The 22,096-nt window shown below is 47.2% G+C and carries 19 protein-coding genes and 1 rRNA gene; 3 read left to right on the top strand and 17 right to left on the bottom strand.

Translation table 11 applies throughout. The annotated features are described in order from the left end of the window. Positions 1-58: 58 nt before the first annotated feature. A complete protein-coding gene (locus BUA34_RS15980; RefSeq protein WP_173474617.1) occupies positions 59-247 on the bottom strand; it encodes a hypothetical protein in 189 nt (62 codons plus the stop codon). A 101-nt stretch (positions 248-348) separates the two neighbouring features. Here BUA34_RS15980 and argF point away from each other — a divergent pair, with 101 nt between their 5' ends. Together argF and BUA34_RS15150 are read left to right on the top strand one after the other, a co-directional pair. Further along, positions 349-1,305, top strand: a complete 957-nt coding sequence (gene argF, locus BUA34_RS15155) for an ornithine carbamoyltransferase (RefSeq protein ID WP_072831072.1) — start codon at positions 349-351, stop codon at positions 1,303-1,305. Positions 1,306-1,491: 186 nt separating this feature from the next. Continuing rightward, positions 1,492-3,873, top strand: a complete 2,382-nt coding sequence (locus tag BUA34_RS15150) for an HD domain-containing phosphohydrolase (RefSeq protein WP_072831070.1) — start codon at positions 1,492-1,494, stop codon at positions 3,871-3,873. A 107-nt stretch (positions 3,874-3,980) separates the two neighbouring features. Here BUA34_RS15150 and BUA34_RS15145 read toward each other — a convergent pair whose 3' ends face one another. The 6 genes from BUA34_RS15145 to BUA34_RS15120 form a co-directional block, all read right to left on the bottom strand. Continuing rightward, positions 3,981-5,270 (bottom strand): citrate synthase, encoded by a 1,290-nt coding sequence (locus tag BUA34_RS15145; RefSeq protein WP_072831068.1) that lies wholly within the window; start codon positions 5,268-5,270, stop codon positions 3,981-3,983. Between the two features lie 131 nt (positions 5,271-5,401). Continuing rightward, positions 5,402-6,694, bottom strand: a complete 1,293-nt coding sequence (locus BUA34_RS15140; RefSeq protein WP_072831066.1) for an aminotransferase class I/II-fold pyridoxal phosphate-dependent enzyme — start codon at positions 6,692-6,694, stop codon at positions 5,402-5,404. A gap of 336 nt (positions 6,695-7,030) precedes the next feature. Beyond that, complete coding sequence (locus BUA34_RS15135; RefSeq protein WP_072831064.1) at positions 7,031-8,917, bottom strand: HD-GYP domain-containing protein; 1,887 nt, start codon at positions 8,915-8,917, stop codon at positions 7,031-7,033. 145 nt (positions 8,918-9,062) lie between these two features. Beyond that, the gene (locus BUA34_RS15130) at positions 9,063-10,019 is read right to left on the bottom strand and encodes a hypothetical protein (RefSeq protein ID WP_175545471.1); all 957 of its coding nucleotides are present in this window, start codon (positions 10,017-10,019) and stop codon (positions 9,063-9,065) included. Positions 10,020-10,031: 12 nt separating this feature from the next. Next, on the bottom strand, positions 10,032-10,859 hold the full coding sequence (locus BUA34_RS15125; RefSeq protein ID WP_072831060.1) for a TIGR02147 family protein: 828 nt from the start codon (positions 10,857-10,859) through the stop codon (positions 10,032-10,034). A gap of 274 nt (positions 10,860-11,133) precedes the next feature. After that, positions 11,134-12,312: a tRNA dihydrouridine synthase gene (locus BUA34_RS15120; RefSeq protein WP_072831058.1), complete on the bottom strand. Its 1,179-nt coding sequence runs from the start codon at positions 12,310-12,312 to the stop codon at positions 11,134-11,136. A gap of 105 nt (positions 12,313-12,417) precedes the next feature. Between BUA34_RS15120 and BUA34_RS15115 the strand changes: the two genes are divergently transcribed. Further along, the gene (locus tag BUA34_RS15115; RefSeq protein ID WP_072831056.1) at positions 12,418-12,792 is read left to right on the top strand and encodes an HU family DNA-binding protein; all 375 of its coding nucleotides are present in this window, start codon (positions 12,418-12,420) and stop codon (positions 12,790-12,792) included. A gap of 105 nt (positions 12,793-12,897) precedes the next feature. Here the strand turns inward: BUA34_RS15115 and BUA34_RS15110 are convergent, their stop codons facing one another. The 10 genes from BUA34_RS15110 to rrf all read right to left on the bottom strand — a co-directional run. Next, entirely contained in the window at positions 12,898-13,602 is a 705-nt protein-coding gene (locus BUA34_RS15110) for a pseudouridine synthase (protein WP_083579817.1), read from the bottom strand. After that, complete coding sequence (locus BUA34_RS16135; RefSeq protein WP_072831054.1) at positions 13,602-14,702, bottom strand: hypothetical protein; 1,101 nt, start codon at positions 14,700-14,702, stop codon at positions 13,602-13,604. Before BUA34_RS16135 ends, BUA34_RS15110 begins: the two co-directional genes overlap by 1 nt. Further along, positions 14,703-15,281, bottom strand: a complete 579-nt coding sequence (locus BUA34_RS15100) for an MlaC/ttg2D family ABC transporter substrate-binding protein (protein ID WP_072831052.1) — start codon at positions 15,279-15,281, stop codon at positions 14,703-14,705. 18 nt (positions 15,282-15,299) lie between these two features. After that, positions 15,300-16,676 carry a TolC family protein gene (locus BUA34_RS15095; RefSeq protein ID WP_254794520.1) on the bottom strand — a complete coding sequence of 459 codons (1,377 nt, stop codon included), beginning with the start codon at positions 16,674-16,676 and terminating at the stop codon, positions 15,300-15,302. Positions 16,677-16,747: 71 nt separating this feature from the next. Further along, positions 16,748-17,407: a lytic transglycosylase domain-containing protein gene (locus BUA34_RS15090; protein WP_072831048.1), complete on the bottom strand. Its 660-nt coding sequence runs from the start codon at positions 17,405-17,407 to the stop codon at positions 16,748-16,750. Positions 17,408-17,423: 16 nt separating this feature from the next. Next, on the bottom strand, positions 17,424-18,110 hold the full coding sequence (locus BUA34_RS15085; protein WP_072831046.1) for a hypothetical protein: 687 nt from the start codon (positions 18,108-18,110) through the stop codon (positions 17,424-17,426). Positions 18,111-18,113: 3 nt separating this feature from the next. Then, the gene (locus BUA34_RS15080) at positions 18,114-19,970 is read right to left on the bottom strand and encodes a polysaccharide deacetylase family protein (protein WP_072831044.1); all 1,857 of its coding nucleotides are present in this window, start codon (positions 19,968-19,970) and stop codon (positions 18,114-18,116) included. Positions 19,971-19,992: 22 nt separating this feature from the next. Next, positions 19,993-20,868, bottom strand: coding sequence for a hypothetical protein (locus BUA34_RS15075; protein WP_139255964.1), 876 nt, complete (start codon positions 20,866-20,868; stop codon positions 19,993-19,995). Positions 20,869-20,967: 99 nt separating this feature from the next. Further along, on the bottom strand, positions 20,968-21,804 hold the full coding sequence (locus BUA34_RS15070) for a hypothetical protein (protein ID WP_072831041.1): 837 nt from the start codon (positions 21,802-21,804) through the stop codon (positions 20,968-20,970). 202 nt (positions 21,805-22,006) lie between these two features. Then, a 5S ribosomal RNA gene (rrf, locus tag BUA34_RS15060) occupies positions 22,007-22,096 on the bottom strand; the annotation flags it as partial.

Here is a 22,096-nt window from a genome sequence, read left to right as displayed (position 1 = left end):
AGCCCACCCCTTGACAAACGAGAATTTTTTTTCTCTATTTGGTGGCGTATTTTTATGTTTAACCTTTAACGGAGATACAATATGCCTTGCGGAAAGAAAAGAAAGCGCAGGAAGATTGCGACTCACAAGCGTAAGAAACGCCGTCGTCGTGACCGTCACAAAAAGAAACTTCGCTAATATCCGTTAGCATTTTCTTGTGATTTCCTGTAAGACGGAGTGTAAAAGCTCCGTTTTTTTCGTTTTTCATTTAGTAAAGCCTAGGAAAACGCTCGGAAATCACGAAATACAATAAGAACCGGATGATTTTTTAATCAATGGTATAATAGGGTTTCGCCCAAAGGAATAGAAATGATCGATCGCAACAAACACTTCCTCCGCCTCATGGACTGGAGTGAAGAACGTATTCTCGAAACCGTCGCCATCGCCTCGCAGCTCAAGAAAGAAGTCCACGCGGGCAAAGTCTCTGACCGTCTCCACGGCCAGAACATCGGCATGTTCTTCGAAAAACCGTCTCTGCGAACTATTACAACTTTCCAGGTGGGCATGAACCAGCTCGGCGGCCACGCCGTGCTCCTCTCCCCGGATTCTATCGGGCTTGGCAAGCGCGAAAGCGTCAAGGACGTTGCCCGCTGCCTCAGCCGCTGGGTAAACGCCATTGTAGTCCGTTGCTTCAAGCAGCAGCTCGTCGAAGAACTTGCTGAATACGGTTCCATTCCGGTCGTGAACGCATTGACCGACGACTATCATCCGTGCCAGGCCATCGCTTTTGCCCAGATGATTAACGAAAACCTCGGTGGTTTCATGAACGCCGATGGCAAGCCGAAGACAGTCGCCTTCATCGGTGACGGCAACAACGTTGCAAACTCCTTCCTCGCCCTTGCCGCCAAGATCGGTATGAACTTCACGCTCGCCTGCCCGAAGGGTTTTGAACAGCCTTCCAAGGTTGTCGAAGAAGCATTGCCGCTCCTCAAGAAGCATGGCTGCCAGTACCGCGTATTCAACGACCCGAAGGATGCCGTCAAGGACGCCGACATTCTCTATAGCGATGTTTGGGTCTCCATGGGTCAGGAAGGCGAAAAGGCTACAAAGCAGTCTCACTTCTTGCCGTTCCAGATCAACGATGAACTCTTGAAGCTCGCTCCGGCTCACTGCAAGGTTTCTCACTGCCTCCCGGCTCACCGCGGCGAAGAAATCACGGACTCCGTGATGGACAATCTCGACGTGAACATGAGCTTCGAAGAAGCAGAAAACCGCCTGCACGCTCACAAGGCCGTGCTCTGGCAGGTTATGACTCCGTTTGCTTAATTTTGTCAAATAAACAGCAAAACGCTTTACGCCATCCACTCCCGTGGATGGCTTTTTTGCATAAAAAGGCTATTTTTTGCGATTATCGGCAAAAATTTAGACTTTTCCCTAGCCATATTCCATTTAGATATGATATATTTTTAAAGTCTAATTACGGCCTAGCTGTAATAAGAAGGGGAACTCTAAATGAAAAACAGATTTTTTGCTTTTAACGATGCGGGGGCATTCGAAAAAGAACTTGTCCAGTTTAGCAACTGGTGCAAGGAAAACGGTTCGCCTACCGTATGTTTCCAGATTCATTCTGCAATATTGGATCCGGAAAAACTGAAGCCTGTTTGGGACATCTTGGAAAAAGTTTTTCCCGATGTTCCATGGTTCGGCAACTCGACTAGCGGAAACATTGTTAACTGCGAAAAAACTGGCGATATTTCGGTGTCCGCCATCATATTTGAAAAGCCGACAACAAAATTTAAGATTCATCAGTACGATTTCTCCCAAAAATCAATCAAGGACATTGCAAACGAAATTGTAAAAGAGGCCAACCATAACCCCTGGGTGAAGGCCGTTGAAATTTATCATTGCATTGCACCTTTTTCTACAACGCATCTTTGCGAGGGCCTCGACTCCTTAGCACCGCACATCCAGATTTTTGGCGGTATCGTTTGTTCCCCCGATATCACAAGTCCGGAATCCTGTGTTTTTTCGTCAGTAGGCGGCTACACCAAGACCGGTCTTTTGGTCGTGTTCTATGGCGGCGAAGAGTTCTTTGTTGAATCACGCAAGATTAGCGGCTGGAAACCCATCGGTCGTAACTTCCACGTTACCCGTTCCAAAGGCAACGTCCTTTATGAATTGAGCAGCCTTCCAGCCTACGAAGTGTACAACAAGTACCTGAACATCAAGAACGACAATAATTTCTTTTATAACGCTCTTGAATTCCCGATGCTCTACGAGCATAACGGCATTTCAATTGTACGTGCAGCAGGCGCAAGTAATCCAGACGGTTCACTCACCATGTCTTCGGATATAGACGAAGGCTCGATAGTCCGCCTGTCGTATGGCGAACCTCAGTTGATTGTCGAAAAAATCAGGGCCGAAAGCGAAAGCGCCGAACTTTTCGCCCCAGAAGTCATGCATATTTTCTCATGCGCTGCACGAAAAGCGTTCTGGTCGCAGCATGAACCGACCTATGAAATTACACCATTCAAGAATCTAGCCACCAGCACTGGATTTTTCTCGCATGGCGAATTTTTGCGTGAAAAAGGACATTTGAACCAACATAACATCACGCTTGTTATCGCTTCGATGCGTGAAGGCCCAATAGTAAGAAACGAAGACAAAAAAATAGAACATATTTCGGAAAAGTCTACACGTCTGCCGCTTGCAGCCCGCATGGCAACATTCATTAGCGAAACATCTTTTGAACTAGAACAGATTAACAGCAAGTTACGCGTAATGAACGAACACTTGCAAGATGTTGCTACGACAGACAGCTTAACGGGCCTCGAAAACAGACTTGCATTCGATGCACTTCTAGACACAATCAATCAAGAACAATCCAAAACAAGCAATTGGACCATGCTCTTGATGGACGTGAACGGCCTAAAATATGCAAACGACACCTTTGGCCACCAGGCAGGCGATGCACTAATCGTCGCAGCTGCTAACGCAATCAAAGGAGCCTACGGCACCACCGGGAATTGCTTTAGAATCGGAGGCGATGAATTTGTTGTTGTTATGCGAGCCCCGCTTGATTCGCTGTTCAAGCTGCAAAGACAATTGAGGAGAGGAATCGAGGAATACAACAAGACGGCTTTGTACCATTTGTCGATTGCTGTAGGCGAAAGTCGCCTATGCAGCGAGACCGGAGTCCGCAAGTCTATTAGTGACTGGAAAATGGAAGCCGACTTGAACATGTATCGCGACAAGGTACGTTATCACAAATCGTCTGAAAGCAACGAGAACCAGAATCTCAAGGACCTGATTTCTTGCCTAATTTCAGTCGAAGAAGCAAAAGATTCTTACACGGCACACCATTCAGACCGCGTAAAAGCGTACTCAGAACTGATTGCCCGTTTCTTAGGTCTTTCGGAAAGTTCAATATCGTTGATTACAAATGCGGCACACTTGCATGATATCGGCAAGATAGGCATTCAGGACAACGTACTTACAAAACCGGGAAAACTCACCGACGAAGAATTCGATATTATTAAACAGCATCCGGTCATTGGCGCAAAGATTCTAATGCAGTCAAACTACACGCACGAAATGGTGCAGATTGTATTGCATCACCATGAACGCTATGATGGCCGCGGCTACCCGGAAGGTCTCAAAGGCGAAGACATCCCAATAGGCGCCCGCGTGATTGCCATTGCAGACTCCATCGACGCCATGACAAGCAAGCGCGTCTACCGCGATGCCATGTCGCTGGACTACTGCCGCAATGAAATCGAGAAGAATCTAGGCAAAATGTACGACCCCGCCATCGGCAAGGTTGTGCTGGAACATTGGAACGAAATGGTCGATTCCCTATTGTCAATGCGGTCCGGCCGCCCGAAAGTTATCTAAGACAGCCCATAAGAACTGCTCGATTCTATAGAAAAAGCGAACCCGAAAAGGTTCGCTTTTTTCGTAAAGCTAAAAGCCCCCGGCGCAGTTGCCAGGGACTTGAAAACTTATCGTTTATCGCGATCAATCCACGGGCGTTCCGTCTTGCCGGTGTAAATCTGGCGAGGACGGTTAATCTTGCTCTGCGGATCGTCGTGCATTTCCTTCCAGTGAGCAATCCAACCCGGCAAACGACCAATCGCAAACATCACCGTGAGCATGTTCGTCGGGATGCCCATGGCGCGGTAGAGAATGCCAGAGTAGAAGTCCACATTCGGATAGAGCTTACGTGCAATGAAGTAATCGTCCTTGAGGGCAGCTTCTTCGAGCTTGATTGCCACATCCAAAAGCGGATCGTGCACATGTTCGCGTTCGAACACCTGGTACATGAGCTTTTTCAGCACCTTGGCGCGCGGGTCATAGCTCTTGTAAACACGGTGACCAAAACCAGAAAGACGGAACGGATCGTTCTTGTCCTTGGCCTTATCCATCACCTGTTCAATCGTCATGCCGCTCTGCTGGATGCGGAGAAGCGTTTCGAGCACAGCCTGGTTTGCACCACCGTGGAGCGGGCCCCACAAGGCGCAAATGCCGGCGCAAATGCTAGCGTAAAGGTTAGCCTGAGAGCTGCCCACCATACGAACGGTCGAAGTGGAGCAGTTCTGTTCGTGGTCCGCATGGACAATGAGGAGCGTGTTGAGCGCCTTTTCCATAATCGGATCCGGGTGGTACGGGCGAGCCTTACTGCTGAACATCATGTTGAGGAAGTTGCTGCAGTAGCTGCGTTCTGCTTCCGGATACACGAACGGTTCACCGATACTTGCCTTGTAAGCAAATGCGGCAATCGTGCGAATCTTCGAAATGAGGCCTGCGGTCGTGAGTTCGAATGCGCTTGCGATGTTTTCATCGTCATAGAAACGCGGCGTGAAAAGACCCACGGCATTCACCACAGACGAGAGAATACCCATCGGGTGAGCTCCCGGCGGCATTTCGCGGAAGAAGTGCAGCAAGTTCTCGTGCAAGAGAGCGTTTTCGGTCAAGAGCGTGCGGAAATGGCTCAACTGTTCCTGATTCGGGAGTTCACCGTAAATCAGGAGCCAAGCGGTTTCCGGGAAAGTCGCCTTTTCTGCAAGATCTTCAATGGAGTATCCTCGGTAGCGCAGCACACCATGTTCGCCATCGACGAACGTGATAGAGCTTTTAGTGCTACCGGTGTTCAAGTAACCGTAATCCAGCGTGACAAGGCCAGAACTCTTGCGAAGCGCGCTGATATCGAGACCGTGCTCGCCTTCAGTGCCATCAACGACGGGGAGTTCGTAGCTTTTTCCGTTGTAGTTTAAGGTTGCGTTATTGGACATGGATTCTCCGGTTAGGTTTTAGGTTATAGGTTACAGGTTTTAGGATTAAGTATTGCGCACTTCGTGCGTCGTTTTATGGGTGGCTTCGCCACGATTATTTCAACTAAACCCTAATACCTAATCCCTAATACCTATTTCATTTCCTTGATGCAATTATAGATATTTTCAAAGAGCTTGCCGAGCTTTTCGGTCGGAACTGCGCTGAAAGCAATGCGGATAAGGCCCGAGAGCATAATCGTGCCCGTGCTGTAATCCTTGATGAGCTTCTGGCGGAGTTCTTCGGCGTCAACGCCCTTCGGCTTGATGCACATAAAGTAACCGCTGTTGCACGGCATCGGGTCAAAGGCTTCCTTGTATTCCGGATGTGCGGCCAAGACTTCCTTGATGATGTCGTAACGCTTCTTCAAGGTGGCGTACTTTTCGGCCTTCTGCTGAGCGTATTCGGCACTCTGGTAAGCGGCGAGCAAAATCTTCTGGCTAATGGACGGGCCGTTAGAGATGTTTCCACGAACCGTACCGGCAGCCTTGTCTTCGAGAGCCTTGAGCTGGGCTTCGGTAGCGCCCTTGAAACCAAAGCTCATAAAGCCAACGCGGAAGCCCCAAACGTAGTCTTCCTTGGTCGGGCCATCGAGCTTCACAGCGAGGAGGTTTTCGTGAGCATCGACAAGCTTCACGAAGAGGGATTCCTTCGTCACGCCATCTTCATAGACGAGTCCAAAGTAAGCATCGTCGAGGAGAGCCACGACCTTGTTGCCGGCAGCAGCGCATTCCGTAAGAATCTTTGCAATTTCGACAGCTTCCACTTCTGTTGCGGTGTAGCCAGTCGGGTTGTTCGGGAAGTTGAGGAGAACGACTTTCTTGTTGCTCTTGCTTTCGGCGAGGGCGGCCTTCAAGGCTTCCGTATCAAAGCCACCGTTCTTGAAGGTGTTGAACGTCTTGATCTTTGCGCCACGGGCGTTTTCGAACACGAGCTCGTAGTTGTCCCAGTAGAGGTCCGGGATGATGACTTCGTCGCCAGCGTCGAGGAAAAGGTAACCAGCGCAGCTAATGGCGTGCGTCAAAGCGCAGGTCACCACCGGATTGCTGAAATTCTTGGAAGCAAGCGTCGGGTTTTTCTTAATGACCTGAGCCTTCCATTCCTTGCGGAGGTCCGGATTACCGAAGCTCGGAGCATAGAGGAAGGACTGCTTCGGGAGATTCAGAGACTTGAGAACGCAGTCCAAAACGAGCGGAGAGCCGTCATCTTCGAGAGCTGTACCGATTGTCGCATTGATGTCGGAGCCCTTGGCTTCGGCACCCTGGCCAAGAATACCCTTGCGCGGGAAGAAAATGGCCTTGCCCTGTTCAGAGAGCATATCAAGAACGCAGCAACCGTTTGCGGAGAGTTCTGCGTTCAAAGATTGAGCGAGAGGATTGTAGTTCATTCTCAATGTCCTGTTTTGAAATTTCCGCGGGGCAATTTAGAAAAATTGTGGCCCTGTCGCAAGATTAAAAGGACATCAAAAAAGAATTAATAATGGCTCTTCGCCAATAATTCTTTTTGAAAAATAAAAATGCACGTCACGCGGCGGGCGGGGCCCCAGCTCGGAGTTTTTTACCCATCCTGGCGCAAGCGCCAACCTTACGACTCAGCAATGGGGCAGCAAGCAGCCCCGCTGCGTTCGCCTTTTAAGGTTGTGGCCGACGCTTTTGCACTCACAACGATAAATCGTTATACATTTTTTGAAACAACTACACGCTGTGAAAAAAGATGTAAGATTTTAATCTTCAAACTTGGTTTTCATGATTTTTTCGATGGTTTCGCGGTTTTTCACGAACGCATCGACAATTTCCGGGTCAAAGTGCGTGCCGCTTTCCTCAGTGATAATGCGGAAAGCCTCATCCACCGAGAAAGGCTTCTTGTAAGGGCGTTCCGACACCAAAGCGTCAAACACGTCCGCGACCGCCATAATACGCGCAGAAAGAGGAATTTCGGTCCCTTTCAAGCGTTCCGGATAGCCTCGCGAGCCATCCCACCATTCGTGGTGGCAATAAGCAATTTCCTTTGCCATCTTAAGGTAAGATGTCTCACCCAAGTTCTTAGATGCACGCACGAGCATATCGCGACCATAGACCGTGTGCAACTTCATCTGGGCAAACTCTTCATCCGTCAGCTTACCAGGCTTATTCAAAATCACGTCAGAAATGCTAATCTTGCCAATGTCATGGAGCGGAGCCGCCACAGCGATCGTCGAAACAAACGCATCATTAATTTCAGGTTCCTTGCCATCACGCTGCAACTGTCGAGCAATCAGTTCGGCATACGCAGCCGTACGGTGCACATGTCCACCCGTCGTCTCGTCGCGGTTTTCAACCATGTCGCCAAGCACCGTAATGATGTTCGTCTGGAGCGCAGCAATCGAAGCCGCCTGGTGTTCGGACTTGTTGATGTACAAATCAATTTCTTCGACAGCCTTGATAATCGCCGAATGTAGATTCTCGATTTCGTTATCCGTCACCACTTCAAGACCCTTAATCTGGTCAATCGATGTCCGGCGCCCTTCGCTACTGTCGTATGCAAAATGATCCATTTCAAGAGTCATTTCATGAATCGGATAAACCACCCTACGATTTGCAATCAAGATGGCCGTAAACACAATTGCGAGCAAAAGTCCAAACAACGTCGAGAAAATCTTCGTGCAGAACAGCACCACGCTGATTCGAATCGCAGCAAGACTAAACTTGGTACAGACCAAATTTGGAGCCTCGGTACAGACAATCGAGACATCCCACTTGCCCGTCTCATGCATGCCAGGCGTAATCGTCAAAATGCGCGGATGCCGCCCCTTAAGGTCATGAATATAATCATGAAGCGTAGCCGAATCCGCATTCTGGATAGCATCCGACACAAGCCTGTTCACCGATTCTGCCAAAAGCGTTGTCTCATGGATTTCAGCTTCGGAATAAGTCTTGTAAGCAACGGCCGTAGCAACCACAGCAAGCGCAAAACTCGACACGAACAAGAGCGCCGTCACCTGCGCCTTGAGCGTATGGATTTCATTCTTGGAACGGTAGCGATCTTCGTGCGAACGGCCCGAAACAGAATCAAACGCCTTGATAAACCAACGTGGCGTCAAGCGAATCACGACATACGCAATAATAATCGTTATGGACTTATCCGGAATTTCCGTGCAGAAGTCCGCCAAAATCTGAGAAAGCAAAACAGGCAGCCCACGATCATGAAGCGCCGTTGCAATCGGAGTTACCACATTTTCTGCAATATTGAAGTCAAAAAGAAAATACGAAAGCACCGAGCACGGAATGCTCAGAATCATCAACATCCCAAGCAATACCGGCAAACGGGTAATCTTATCAAACGCTCCACGCCTAGCTGCAATCCCCGCGCACACAGCAATCATCACGTTAATCGTGCCGTAGTAAAATGTCGAAGAATCGACAAAACCGCCAATGAAGTTTGTCAAGAATCCAACAATTGCACCAGGGCTAAACCCACCAATCACAGCAACGACAATCGTACCCACGCTATCCAAGTACAGCGGCAATTCTAATTGGATAACCAAATCGGCAAGCAATCGGTTGACGACAATACCGAGAATAATCAGGATAACAATCTGAATGAGCTTATGGGCAGAAATAAAACTTTTCACATTCTGTATATAGAATATTTTTCATCTTTTTGCAAAAAAATGCGTGATTTACCATACATTTCCAAAACAATTCTAGTGTAAAAAAATTTCAGCGACCCCGAAGAGTCGCTGAAACTTTTCCTCCTAACGTATTCCTTACAATCGACTATGGCTTTGTCACCACCAACGATGGGAACAAGCCTCCCGCAGAAATACCATTCTGGGTCTCACCTAAAGAAATCTCATAGGTTCCCTCAGGCATGCCATAAATAATTACATAACCTTTTTCATTATCTTCATCAGTAACTATTTGACAAGGAGAAAAAGTACGAGGACGTTTTTCGCCATCATAAAGCGAAGAAGTTCCATATTTCATTTCCAAGCAAATACCAAAGTTTCCCGACAACCTGTGAAGAGAATCCAAATACACCTTAGCCGTATACACAGGTTCTAGGACAATCTTTTCCAATTCAGCAACAGCCTCCCCATTAACTTCCACAACCGTTGCCTTCGAAAAACTAGAATAGATATTGGTACCCAAGCTAGAATCCGCCGAAAGCACGCGCAACTGAAGTGTTTTATAACTAGGATAATATCTATTCTCAACTTTTTTGGATTCCGTTTCCAAATAAGTCAGGAAGTTCACGCTATCCATGTAGATATAGCCATCCTTATCCGTAGTATACTGACAAGCTTTATTATTGTACGAACAAGCCCCTTCATAAACAGTAGCCCCCTGTACAGGATTACCCGCACTATCAACCACCTGAACGCGAGCATTCATATACAATTGAATATCATCATAGGCTTTACAAGTAAAACGGGCATAACCAATAGGCTTTTTTTCAACAACGCTATCAGCGTCAGCAATGACTTCCGGTTCTACGTCAGCAGCGCTCTTGGCAAGTGAACCGCAACCACCATGACCTTCATCAATAACCTTGCGGATATATGCAGTATCTAGTTCGGCAATAGGCGTTCCTGGCATAATCACAGGCTTTCCCGTCTGCGTTTCGCTGTACGACGACGCAACATCGCTACCACTGCAAGCGGCAAGCAATCCAAGACCAAGCATAGCCACGGCGGCACCCATTTTTGCAATCTTATATGTAAACATAATCATTCCTCCTCGTTTTTATTTTTTTAAATTCGTGAACAAGTGAATATTCAACTGGTGTACACCAGTCGCATCTTTCTTGTCTTGCGTAATAATTTTACGCACCTTGGCTTTCAAGTTCTGAATTTCCAAGGCAATTTCTTTATAGGCGTCATCCGAAACGCTGAACGTGAACGTTCCCATATCCGACGGATTGTCATCATCAGCAAGCAGCGCCTGCTTCGAAAGTTCAAAGCACTGCAATTGGTATTGACGCACCAAGTCGTTATTGTTGTAAGCCCCGCTACTTACCGAATCGCGCGAGCTTTTCCAAAAGCCGTCTTCGTTCTTGCGTACAAAGCCAATGCGTTCCAACAGTTCGAGCGAACGTTTTAATGTTCCCACGGAAACCTTGGGGAAAATGCGCTTTTGAATCGGTTCAAGGTCATCCGAAATATCCATCACATCTAACGCAGTAAACAACACGCTATTGTACCAGTGATTGTAATACTCGTACGCATCTTCATTCAAAATGTGGTGCGGATCCGGATGTTGCTTGATAAGTTCATCAAAAAATGCATTACGTTCCGTCGTCGTTTTCGCTTGGTCAAAATTCACCATCGTTTCAAAGTACTTGGCTTCTTTTTTGTTGAGTCCAAGGACCTCCACGAACTTGGGAATCATGCGCCCGGTGAGCTTTTTGCCTTTGACAATATCGTTATAATAACTGCGAGTCTTGGGGAGGCCAAGCAAAGCGCAGGCCCCCGCCCTGGTAAATTCAGGGTCGGTCTGCACACGAGCAGCCTGGTACTCATCCAGGTACTTGCGGAAATGAGTAAACTGAAATATGTCGATTGTTTTTTCCATGTTTTAAATGTACTCAAATTTCGACTCAAAATCAAGAGGTAAATGTAAATTTTTGAGATTTTTTTTGAGTACTTGTTTTTATGCTGAAAGAATCAGCACTTCATCATTTTTTTAATAATAAAAGTACGTCATGCGGGCGGGGCCCCAGCTCGGAGTTGCGAAGGCCGCACGGGCCCCTCCCTGCACCCTCCCCATCCTTGGCCGACGCTTTATTCTCTCGACGATTAACAATAATTTCTTATACAGTTATTTTTTCACGCATTTATTGATAATATCAACGGCCTTTAAACTGGTCGCCGAACTTGAGTTCGGTTTCTTTGGCGCCATTGAGGTTCACGAGGCGTTCCGGCTCAAAGACCATTTCACGGGCAATCCCGTCCTTGAGCTTTTCAACGCAATCGAGCATTTCTGCAGCCGATTGGCATGTCAAAAGTGCCTGCCGCACCGACATCGCGACGTTATCGCTCTCTTGGATCCTATCGCCTTCGGCTCCAGGATGACAACATTTCACGTCCAAACAAAATCCCTTACATAAACGCGCGGCGAGCTGTTTCATGCGGCCCATCGCATTCATTTCTGTCGCCCCATCTTCAATCTTGAACTTGTAATAGAGCGGGAACACATCAAGCGCTTCTTGCGCGGTAATCACATGCTTTTCACGGCCTTCCCACGCATCGGCAATCTGCCCGAAAATCCACGGGTTATGCATCGCCCCGCGCCCAATGCTCACGCCCGAAACACCATAAGTATTGATGCGTTCGCGTGCGCATTCGACGCTATTCACATCGCCATTGCCAATCACGGGAATCTTTGCCGCAGCGGCGACTTTGCCAATCCAGTCCCAGTTCGCGAGGCCGTTATAGCCCTGCAAACGCGTGCGACCGTGAACCGTGAGCATTTCAACGCCCTCGCTCTCGGCAATCTTGAGCGTTTCCATCACGTTGATGCTATCGTCGTCCCAGCCAATACGGCACTTAAGCGTGAGCGGAATCTCCGGCGTCTTTGCGTCCAAAACCGCCTTCACGTCGTGCAGAATCTCTTGCAAGCGCGGCAAGTCCCGCAAAAGACCAGAACCGCTCCCCTTGCCCGCCACCTTCGGCGCCGGACACCCCGCATTCACTTCGATGAATTCCGGGTGGTAACGCTCGGCAATCTTGCCGGCAGCCACCGCCATGCGATCCGGGAAACGACCAAAAATCTGAACGCCAAACGGGCGCTCTTCGGGGAAAAACTTCAGTTGCTTGTGACCATCCGGGTTGAATACGGCATCGCCATCCGTCGGAACAAACTCCGAAACCAAAAGTCCCATGCGATCACCCGAAAGCACTCGGCAAAGACGCCGGAACGGAGCATCGGTCACCCCGTCCATCGGACTCAAGATAGTATTGGGGAAAATCTCCTTATCACGGAGACTAAAACGGACCTTTTTAGGCAAATTATCAATCTTCAACATTTAAGTCACAACTATTCACAAATATTCCGCAATGTGAACCCGAAAAAGATATTTAATTTCACATCAACCATCACTCTAAGTCTATGTTAAACTTATATTTAGTGCGTGGCTAATATTACTAAACAATCTCTTATTCAAGAAATCGCCAAATCCACCGGATTTGTGCGCAATGATATTAAAATTGTAGTCGAACAGTTCCTTGACCTCCTCGGCGAGAAGCTTATCGAAGGCAATACTATTGAAATTCGCGGTTTCGGCACGTTCGCGTGCAAGCCTCGCAAGGCTCGACCGGCACGCAATCCCCGCACCGGCGAAACTGTCATCATCGACGAACGTTTGGTCCCGACATTCAAGTTCAGCAACGACATTAAGGATAAGATCAATTCGCTCGAAGGCATTCTCGGCGAAGCCTCTGTGCAGCCGGAACTTGAAACCGAAAACGAAATCGTTCACGTCAATAGCGAGTACGATTCCATCTAAACGAACGTTGAACCCCAAAAATCAGGCTTTCACACCTGATACGAAAAAGTCGGCTTGAACGCCGGCTTTTCTTTGTCATGCCCGCCTCCGAGCGGGCATCTCCTTCTACGATAACGAAGCGACTTCTTCTTCGGTGAGGAATCGCCAACCGCCCTCGCCTAGCGTACGATCCAGAACAACCGGTCCAATCGCAACGCGTTCCAAAGTTTCCACGTGATTGCCGACCGCAGCGAACATGCGGCGGACCTGATGGTACAGTCCCTCGCCAATCGAAATATCTACAGCATCACCGTTCACTTCAATTTCGCGAGCCAGCACTGGACGTCGTTCGTCCTTGAGCATCACGCCCGCCAAGAGTTCTGCCTTCTGCGCATCTGTAAACGGTCGCGCAAGTGTCACACGATACTTTTTCCAGAGTCCCTTCTTCGGGCTTTCGACCTTGTGGATAAAGTCACCCTGATTCGAGAGCAGCAGGAGTCCCGAAGAATCTGCATCCAAGCGCCCGACGGATTGAATGCCCATTGCCGTAAAGCGTTCCGGCAGCAAATCGTACACGGGCTTGTGGTCACGAGCGTTGTGGCTGCATTCCACATCCGTCGGCTTGTAAAGCATCACATACAACTTCTCGACCGTCGGCGCTTCTTCGCCGTTCACCGTAATAAACTCTGGACGTACCTTAAATTCCATAAACGGATCATCGAGAACCTTGCCATCCAGTTCCACAAGGCCCATGCGCACTAACGCGCGCGCATCCTTGCGGCTGCCAAAGCCCATCGAAGCCAGTAAACGTTCCAAAGTCAAAACGGCCATCAGTCCTCCAAAATAATATTCAGAATCTTTCTGCGAACAAATCCCAGTTCCGGAAGTTCATTTGTTTTAATCACGCGGGCGCGACGGCGCCAAAAGCTGAACGCCAAAATTCCAGCAAGCACAAGCGTTTCAAGCACAAAACAGAAAACGCGGAGCAAGGTAATACTCAATCGAACTGTTCCTGCCGCACGAAGTCCCTTTTCGCGACACCAGTCCATTCTCAAGTCCCAATCGCCAACGTACGGGTAAGCCTTCAAAAATCCGTTCACTGCCGCGATATAGCCCATGGTCTGGTAATCCGTCTGGATACCTTCGACAAAGCAATCCTTAAAGCGAATGCGGAACAAAGAAAACACTGCACCAAGAATCTTCAACACATACCTAAAGGCCCTAGCATCAAAATCCGGCGTCAAAATGATGGTCCAAAATTCACGGTCCGAAAGCTTGCGCTTTTCTTTTTTTGGTTTCTTTTTTTCGGGCTTTTCTGCTTTCGACAATTCCGAATCATCCGATTTCGAATCATTAGACTTTACTTTTTCTGACTTCGAAGCAGGTTCCGTAGAAATCGGTTCGCTTACAAGCGCTGGCTTCGCAGCATCCTTAACATCCGCTGTTTTCTTTTCTTCCGGCTCCGATTTTGCGGCAGGCTCACTATAGTCATCCTGGAGAGGCTTGGCCTCGATAGGATCCATTGCCTTTTTCTCTGCGGTCGTTACTTCAGGATGTTTCGCGACAGCCTCGACAGCCCCCGCCTCGACCGATTTAGTCTTCTCAGGCGATTCAACTGTTTGTTCTTTCTTTTCGGAAGATTTCGTTTCGCTCTTTACAGGTGTTGTTGCGCTACTCTGAGTATCTTCAGACTTTTTATCCTTCGTCGAAGCCTTTACGTTTTCTTCACTTTCTACTTCCGACTTCCTACTGCCTACTTGTTCCTTCCCCCACTTTTTTTCGTACTCGTAAACCTTTTTCTTGAAAAAAAAGAACAGCGCCCGCGCACCGCGCTCCCCGGCTTCAAATTCAATTCGAACAGAAAACGGGAAAAGCAGTAGCACAAGCGCTACAACGAGAATAGAACAAAGGAGCCAGGAAAAAAAGCCCATTTACTTTTCGGCTTCGTCGGCCTTTTTACTGATAATATCGATCAATTCGGCAAAGCTCTTGTCTTTCAAGATTTTGCTGAACTGTTCCTTGTAGTTGCGGGCCGTCGAAAGGTCGTCGATGACCAAGTCCCAAGCCTTCCACTTGCCGTTCACAATCGTCATCTTGTATTCGAGCACCGATTCCTTGCCCTTGTTCCACAAGTGAGCGATAACGCGAGCGTCGTCCGAGCCCTTCATCTTGGCCGGTTCATAAATCGTGGAATCGGCACGATAAAGTTCAAGGCGATTTGCACTAGAGTTGCGGACCATGCGCTGGAATTCCGCCACGAACTTCTGCTGAGAAGCTTCGTCCTGAGCCTTCCAATCGCTAGCAGCCAAGGACTTCTTGGCCAAGAGCGCAAAGTCAAAGGAATCATTCAAAAGGTTCTTGACGCGTTCCGTTTCCTTGGCGGTACGCTTGGACTTCTTGATGATGTTCTGCAGTTCAACGTCCTTGCTCTTCACAACAGAGACTGGATCTTCAGCAGCAAAAGACAAGAGCGAAGCACAGGCAATAGCGATCAAAATTTTCTTAAACATCTTTAAATCTCCTCTTTTTTACTTAAAATACGTTTTATAGTCGCTAAGAGACAACCCCATCTTTGCCACTAATCCGGCAAATTCGACATTATATCGGCAAACTGCGAAATAATAATCTTTTTGCATGGTTATATTCTGCGTATAAGCCGATACAAGAGCGCTAGTTTGGGATTTATCGAGGTCATATTTCATGGCGGCATCTTTCAAAAGCGATTCCGTTGCACGCAGACTTTCACGCAAAGCATCGAGCTTTCCCTTGGCTGCCACGACCTGATAATACTGTTCAACAGCCTTAGCCACAAGCCCTTTCGAAGCGTAATTTTCCTTCAGTTTAAGACCTCGGTATTCCGTTCTCGCCTGGCGGAAATCTTCCCAGCTCTTCCAGAAATTCAAACGATACCTTAAGCCAACACCGATAAGCCCCGAAATTTTGTTCACGGCATCTTGTGCAAATGCGTTTTTCTGGACTACATTGCGGTTTCCGGCCCAGCTCTTCACGTATTCGAACTGTCCCATGACAAAGAACTCGGGAGCAAGTTTTGCCTCTGCCAAATCCATCTGGAATCGACGAGCACGTAAACCAGCATCGAGCTGTTTGAGTTCCGGATTATGCATGAGGGTCCATTCGCGAACCTGTTCCTCTGTCGGCAGCGGTTCCGGTCGAATCGCAAGGATTGTATCTTCGGCAGCAAAAGTCTCGCCTTCCTGCAAGCCTAACGCAAAACGGATAGCAAGTTGCACGCGCTTCATGCCAAGGTCAGCCTCGATGACGCCTTCCTTGACCGTATGCATTTTAGCCTTCAAATTCAAAAGGTCCGTCTGCGAAACCGTCGGTTCATCTTCGTCCAAAGCCTCTTCGAGCTGGTCGTACGCCTTGTCCACTTGCTTCTGGGCATCAGCGGCTATGCGCTTCATTTCAAGGGCAAGGAGATAGTTGTAATAATAGCTCTGGAGTTCAACTTCTTTCTTGAGCGTCGAGTTTTCGATTTCAAAAGTCTTTTGCTGCAAATCGGCTTCCAAAGCAAGCTTACCCGTGCGGTACTGGCCCAAATTTAATGGTTGGATAAACTTGGCTTCAACACCCCAGAAAGGTCCCATTCTGGAAAAATCATACTTTTCAGCTTTTTCAATACCCAAGGTATCTCCGGAATCATTGAAATAGTAATCGTTGTATTCCTTGAGACCCGGCGCAGGCCCCACCATCATAGACACGTAGAAAGTCGGCAAAATGACTTCGGACTTGAGCGCGTTAATCTTATTTTTCTTGGCTTCGGTGCCATAACGCAGTTCTTCCATCTGCGGGTCACTCGCAAGCCCCTGCTCCACAAAGCGCAAACAGTCATAACGGACTTCGCCCGCCAAGGCGATCCCCGTCATTGCAAGAATAAAAAACAAATTCCTAATCACAGCTAGAATTTAGAAAAAAGAATAAATAACAAACGGGTTGCTATTTATAAAAGTGGCATTTAAAAGGAACAGTGGTTTACCAAGTCCTTGTATCGCCTCACAACACCTTCATAGTAAGAAGTCGGGAGCGGAGCATTCTTTTCAAGGAGCTTATCGACAGCAGTATGGCCCAAGTTGTAAGCCACTAGCGCCTCCCTCAAATTACCGTACTTTCCAATCAAGCGAATCAAGTAGGCCGAACCTACAACCACGTTCACTTCCGGGCGCATCAAGTCGTCTTCGCCTTCAATAATAAGACCGAACCTGCTACCAATTTTTTTTGCGGTTTCCAGCTTAATCTGCATCAGCCCCAGCGCCCCCGAGAATTTACCGGTCTGGAAACGTCCACGTGCAAGCGGGTTTCCACGACTTTCCTGTGCAACCACGGCAAGAACAATCAAAGGATCCAGCGAATACGATTGGGAAATCTGCCACAAGTGTTCCGCCAAAATGCGAGAACTGACCTCAGAAATGCGATCCCCCAACATATACGTGAGCGCCTTTTCGATTTTCAAGTAATCCAGCGTCCACTTGCCCACCACTTCCAAATGTTCAAGGTCATTGTGAAGAATTCGCTCGCGGTTGGCTAAATTTTCAAGTTTCAGCCTGTTAGAATACCATTCGCTCGCAAAAAAAAACAAGACGGCGAAACCAATGATAAACAAGACGCTAACGCTCATTGAAGAGAGCCGAACTCTACTTTTCACGCCGTGTTTTCTCCAGGTATTCGAGATAAGAGACCCAATCTTGAATGGCACCAAAGGAACTTAGCAAAGTCGTATCCTGAACAACACCAAGTTTGCGCATCGGGCCAATTGCAGATTCAAGGCGATCAATTTCGCGGATGTATCGCGCCTTTTGGCTTTCCAAAACCGTAATTTGAGCTTGCTTATCCGAAATTTCACGTCCTTGTCCAACAATAATAACAAACAACGTAATTGCCCAACCAATAAGGAAAAGCGCGACCGAAACAGCAAAGCCAGGAGAGAGACTGATAGACCTCTTTTCGTAATGAAGGCCGACCAAGTGAGCCTGCTTAGAAAGCCCCGACTTACGGTACTCCTCGCGACTCCTGTAAATTTCAAAAATGTTCTTGTAACGCTCAAAATAGGCGTGCAATTCGTCGCTGTTAAAAATCAAAATAAGCGAAGCTTTCTGTTGCTTCACCAAATTCAGAATTTCGAGGAACAAGCCGCGATATGCATCCGTCGTAAAGCGAGCATTTTGAAGATTCACAAAGAAAAAGATACCCGGACCGCGAACAAGCATTTCCAGCTTTTCGCGAACAGCCGACAGCTGGTATTCACCGAGAATACCATACAGTGAAATTTCAACTTCTTCGCCGCGGTCTTCAACCTGGATATCAATCAAGTCGGCTCGCATTCTTTACCTCTTGGTCACCGACACTGAAATTTTAAACGCCTTGCGGTCAAGCACATTGAACGGCGCATTCCAGAACGGGAACACGCGAATGCCCTGGAACGCCTGCGGAGCAGCCGACGATGTCGCTCCAAAAATGGAGCCGACAAAAATAGATGTCGGTCGATCAAAAGCCATTCGGAAAACACAGCCATCCTTTTCATCGCGGATTTCAAGCAACTTTCCATCCGGATACAAAAGCGGTTCCACCATGTTCCACTTGACATTCATTCCGTCAATCACGACCTTGTTGACATCACCTCGTGACAAAAGTCCAAGTTCAAGAATGGTCCCGAAAAAGCCCTTCGTATTCACGTAGGCAAGATTGTCGATTGTATACGAAACCGTAAACTTGGCCGCATCGCCCTGGAACGTAAATACCTTCTTTATCTTGAACAAAGCCTTGCGTTCTTCGCTTGCAAAACCTTGTTCTTCGTCAAGCATAATCTCAGTACCCGAGTCCGAACGAAGAATGCGGTAATCATAAGGATCCGCAAGCAGATGTTTACGGTCATAAAGCATCTGTTCCAACTTAACCGGCGTAAAGTCTACATTCGGCAAAAGGCAATCCAAGAAGGCAAAAGAAGGCTCGCCATCGTCGCGCCAGGTATTCACCAAATTGATTTTTCCGCCCTTATAATTCAAGGCACGGAGCGCACCGCCAAAGCGATAATCCAGCAAATAAGAGGACTCCGGATTTTCGCAGAACAGAATTTTTTTACCCCTGAGCAAAAAGTCGCACACATCCACGCGAAGCCCAGAAAAACCGGTAAGATCATCAAGAATCTGCGAAGCCGAAAGCAACAAACGATTCGAGCGCTTGCGAACCATCATGGAACGCATACCCGAACGATTGAACATGTCCCTAAAATAAAGCGGAGCCATCGCCGGCAAAAGCGCATGGCAAAATTCGAGCCATTTCTTGCCCGAAAGCACACTGCGAGCTCTCCTGTACAAATTCAGGAAAGACTTGTGGTGCATATTAATTTCTGGACGACGGATTAAAAGTTCACGACAAGTGCGCGCCGTCGAAGGAAGCCCAAGCCTGCGACCCGCCGAAACAAGGAAGCTAATCGTTCCACAAGTTTCAAGCTGATCCACCGCAAAACCGACAGTTCTAGTCTGAACTTCGTTCGTCTCGACAAAATCTACAAAACGTCCAAAAAAATCTACAATCTGGGCTGGTTCCGACGGAATATCCAAAAGAGCCACCGCAGACTTTCCATCGCGGCAATATGGTTCAGCAATGCTGCGCCAAGCAAGATTGTCTTCGGCAATCGCCTTCGAAAGCACCTCGGACACAGGCACAATGCGGATAAGCGCACCACGATCTTCAAGCGTAAACCAGCCAGATACAGGCGTCGAGCGACCAAGCGCATCTTGCACAGCCGCTTCCGTCACAAGTGCATAATCAAAACGAGAGCGTTCCAGAACATCGGCCATGCCCGGCTCCCACACCAGCGAGGAATTGAAATACCCCTGCGGTTCTGCGCCAAGCACCTTCTTCAAGTAGTCGCGATGCAACTCCAGCTGCATCGTCTGCAAATCTTCCGGAAAAAGCGGCAACATAGGATCATAATAGCCACCGCCCAAAAATTCGAGAACCCCATTGCGAATCGCATTCTGAATCTTGCCGAACATCAACGGCTTTGCCACATTGTAAAGCGACTCAATTACCGGGCCATCCAAAAAGATGGAGCACTTTACCTGTTCCGAATTCAGAAGAACATTCATCCCTTCGAGCAAGTTACGCGCGACCGCCTCAAGGTTTTCATACGAGGTCGATGGCGACATCTGCAATACAAAGGATATTCTAGGATTCATGAGACAAAGAATAGCTTTTTTTTCACCAAAGCGCTACCGAAAATGCAATCCTATCCCCATTATATCCGTATGCCTTTAATCCTTTGAGCAATGGAGCGATATCCTTCATCAGCTCGTCGTTCTCAAAAATTAAGGAAGCATGTTTTCCAAATAAGTCAGAGGTGCATTTTGCAACAAAGCTTTTTACATCATTACTATCATTTTGTAATTTTTCTTTAGAACGAATATCAGCAATGAATTTCCACAAATCCGCTAGATTATTAAAAGAATAGAATGAAAATCCATCAAACGAGGGATTTGCTTTCAAAGCCCCTTCATTCAAGCTAATAGCATAAACAATGTTGTCATTTTCACGATAAAAGCTTAGCATCAAGTCCAGAGAATTATAATCTTTAAAATAATCTACAAAACAAACTAACTTATAAGCATCCTTGATTTTTAATCGAGCTAATATTTCATCAAGTGACAACTTTTGACGATTACGCATATACTTATACCTTAAAGGAGGAGAAATATAAAAGGGATTAACGTGCAAACACGGGCGAGAACGCGTGGGTAATTTCAAATCATAAATTTCTTTAAAATTTGTTCCGATAGCATACTTTATATTTGAATAACCAGCAAAATGCATTGTCGCAAAAGTTTTATAAAAATCACCGAAAGAAAGATTTTCATCGACATGTAACTTGGCTTTAATACATTCATCAACCGGTTGGTTGTTTTTTAAAGCTTCCTCTTGTTCAAACACTCTTATCTTTTTTAGCCCATCATCAAGAGGCACAATCAAGAGCTCTTGATTAGCGGAAACATCGGTAGCGGTCTTACCGATAACATTTCCGTTCAGCGAATATTCATCGAGACCAACATCCAGAACAGGTTCGTTCGGATTCGGAGTCATAAAGTCCTTCTTCGCGCTGTCGCAGGCCGCAAGGAGGAAAAGGGAGAGGAACAGGATGTATGCGGAAAGTCTGGACATTTGTATGCATTATTCCTCATACTATTCCAAATCCAAATACAATCGAATCTTATAACCCAAAGTTTTTAATTTTTTTGCTACTGGTGCAAGATTTTTGACCATCATGTCTCTTTCAAGAACTACAAATATCTGATCGCAATCTTCTTTATCTTGCAATTCCCGTCTAAGACGAATGTCTTCTATAAATTTCCATACATCATCTATATTTTCATAGGTATAGAATTTTGCCCCATCAATCAAACCAGATTCATTCAAGCTTACTACATAGGAAACTCCATTTCCATTGGATTTTATAGCTAAGGATAAATCAATAAATTTTTGAGCACACTTTACAAGCAATTCTGTATCCTTAATACGCCTATTAGTACGCCTATACAGAAATTTTTCATCAGTTATAATCCTTTTAAATTCTTGGGGAGTCATTACTGATAACTTATCCATTTGCCTCCGTTTTTTTGCTCGTTGGCATGAATAAGGATTTATGTCCTCATCTGAAAAAGGGTACGAACTTCTTTCCGGCAAATTCATATCAAGCGGTTCCCTGAAATTAGAGCCGATCACATATTGAATTGATACATATCCACTGAACCCCATCGTAGCGATAACTTTATAAAAAACGTCATACGAAAGGTTTTCATCGATATGAAGCCTAGCATTTGATTCATCGGCAGGAATTCCCTTCCTTAAAGCCTCTTCTTGTTCAACCCTTCGAATCTCTTGCAATTCATTATCGAGAGGCTCAATTAGCAAATCCACATTCAACATAATATCGAAGGCAGTCTTACCGATAACGATCCCGTTCAACGAATACTCTTCGGTATTGACATCTATAACAACCTCCCCCTGTTTCGGGGTCATGAAATCCTTTTTGGCGCAGTCGCAAGATGCAAAGAGGAAAAGGGAGAAAAATAGGATGTACGCGGAAAGTCTAGTCATTTGTATGGAATATACAAAAATAGTCTTGCATAAGCCGCCGCGGAAACGTCCCCGCAAGATTCGCGCGGGCGGGCGCACAAAAAGAAAAAGCCCCGCTCGCCGTGTTTCGGCAAGCGGGGCGTGAATCCAGCGGCGACCTACTCTCCCGGGCCCGGGGGCCAGGTACCATCGGCGATCTGAGGCTTAACTTCCGTGTTCGGGATGGGAACGGGTG

This window comes from Fibrobacter sp. UWB12, from assembly GCF_900142485.1.
Taxonomy (GTDB): Bacteria; Fibrobacterota; Fibrobacteria; order Fibrobacterales; family Fibrobacteraceae; genus Fibrobacter.
This window is presented reverse-complemented; position numbering and strand designations above follow the sequence as displayed.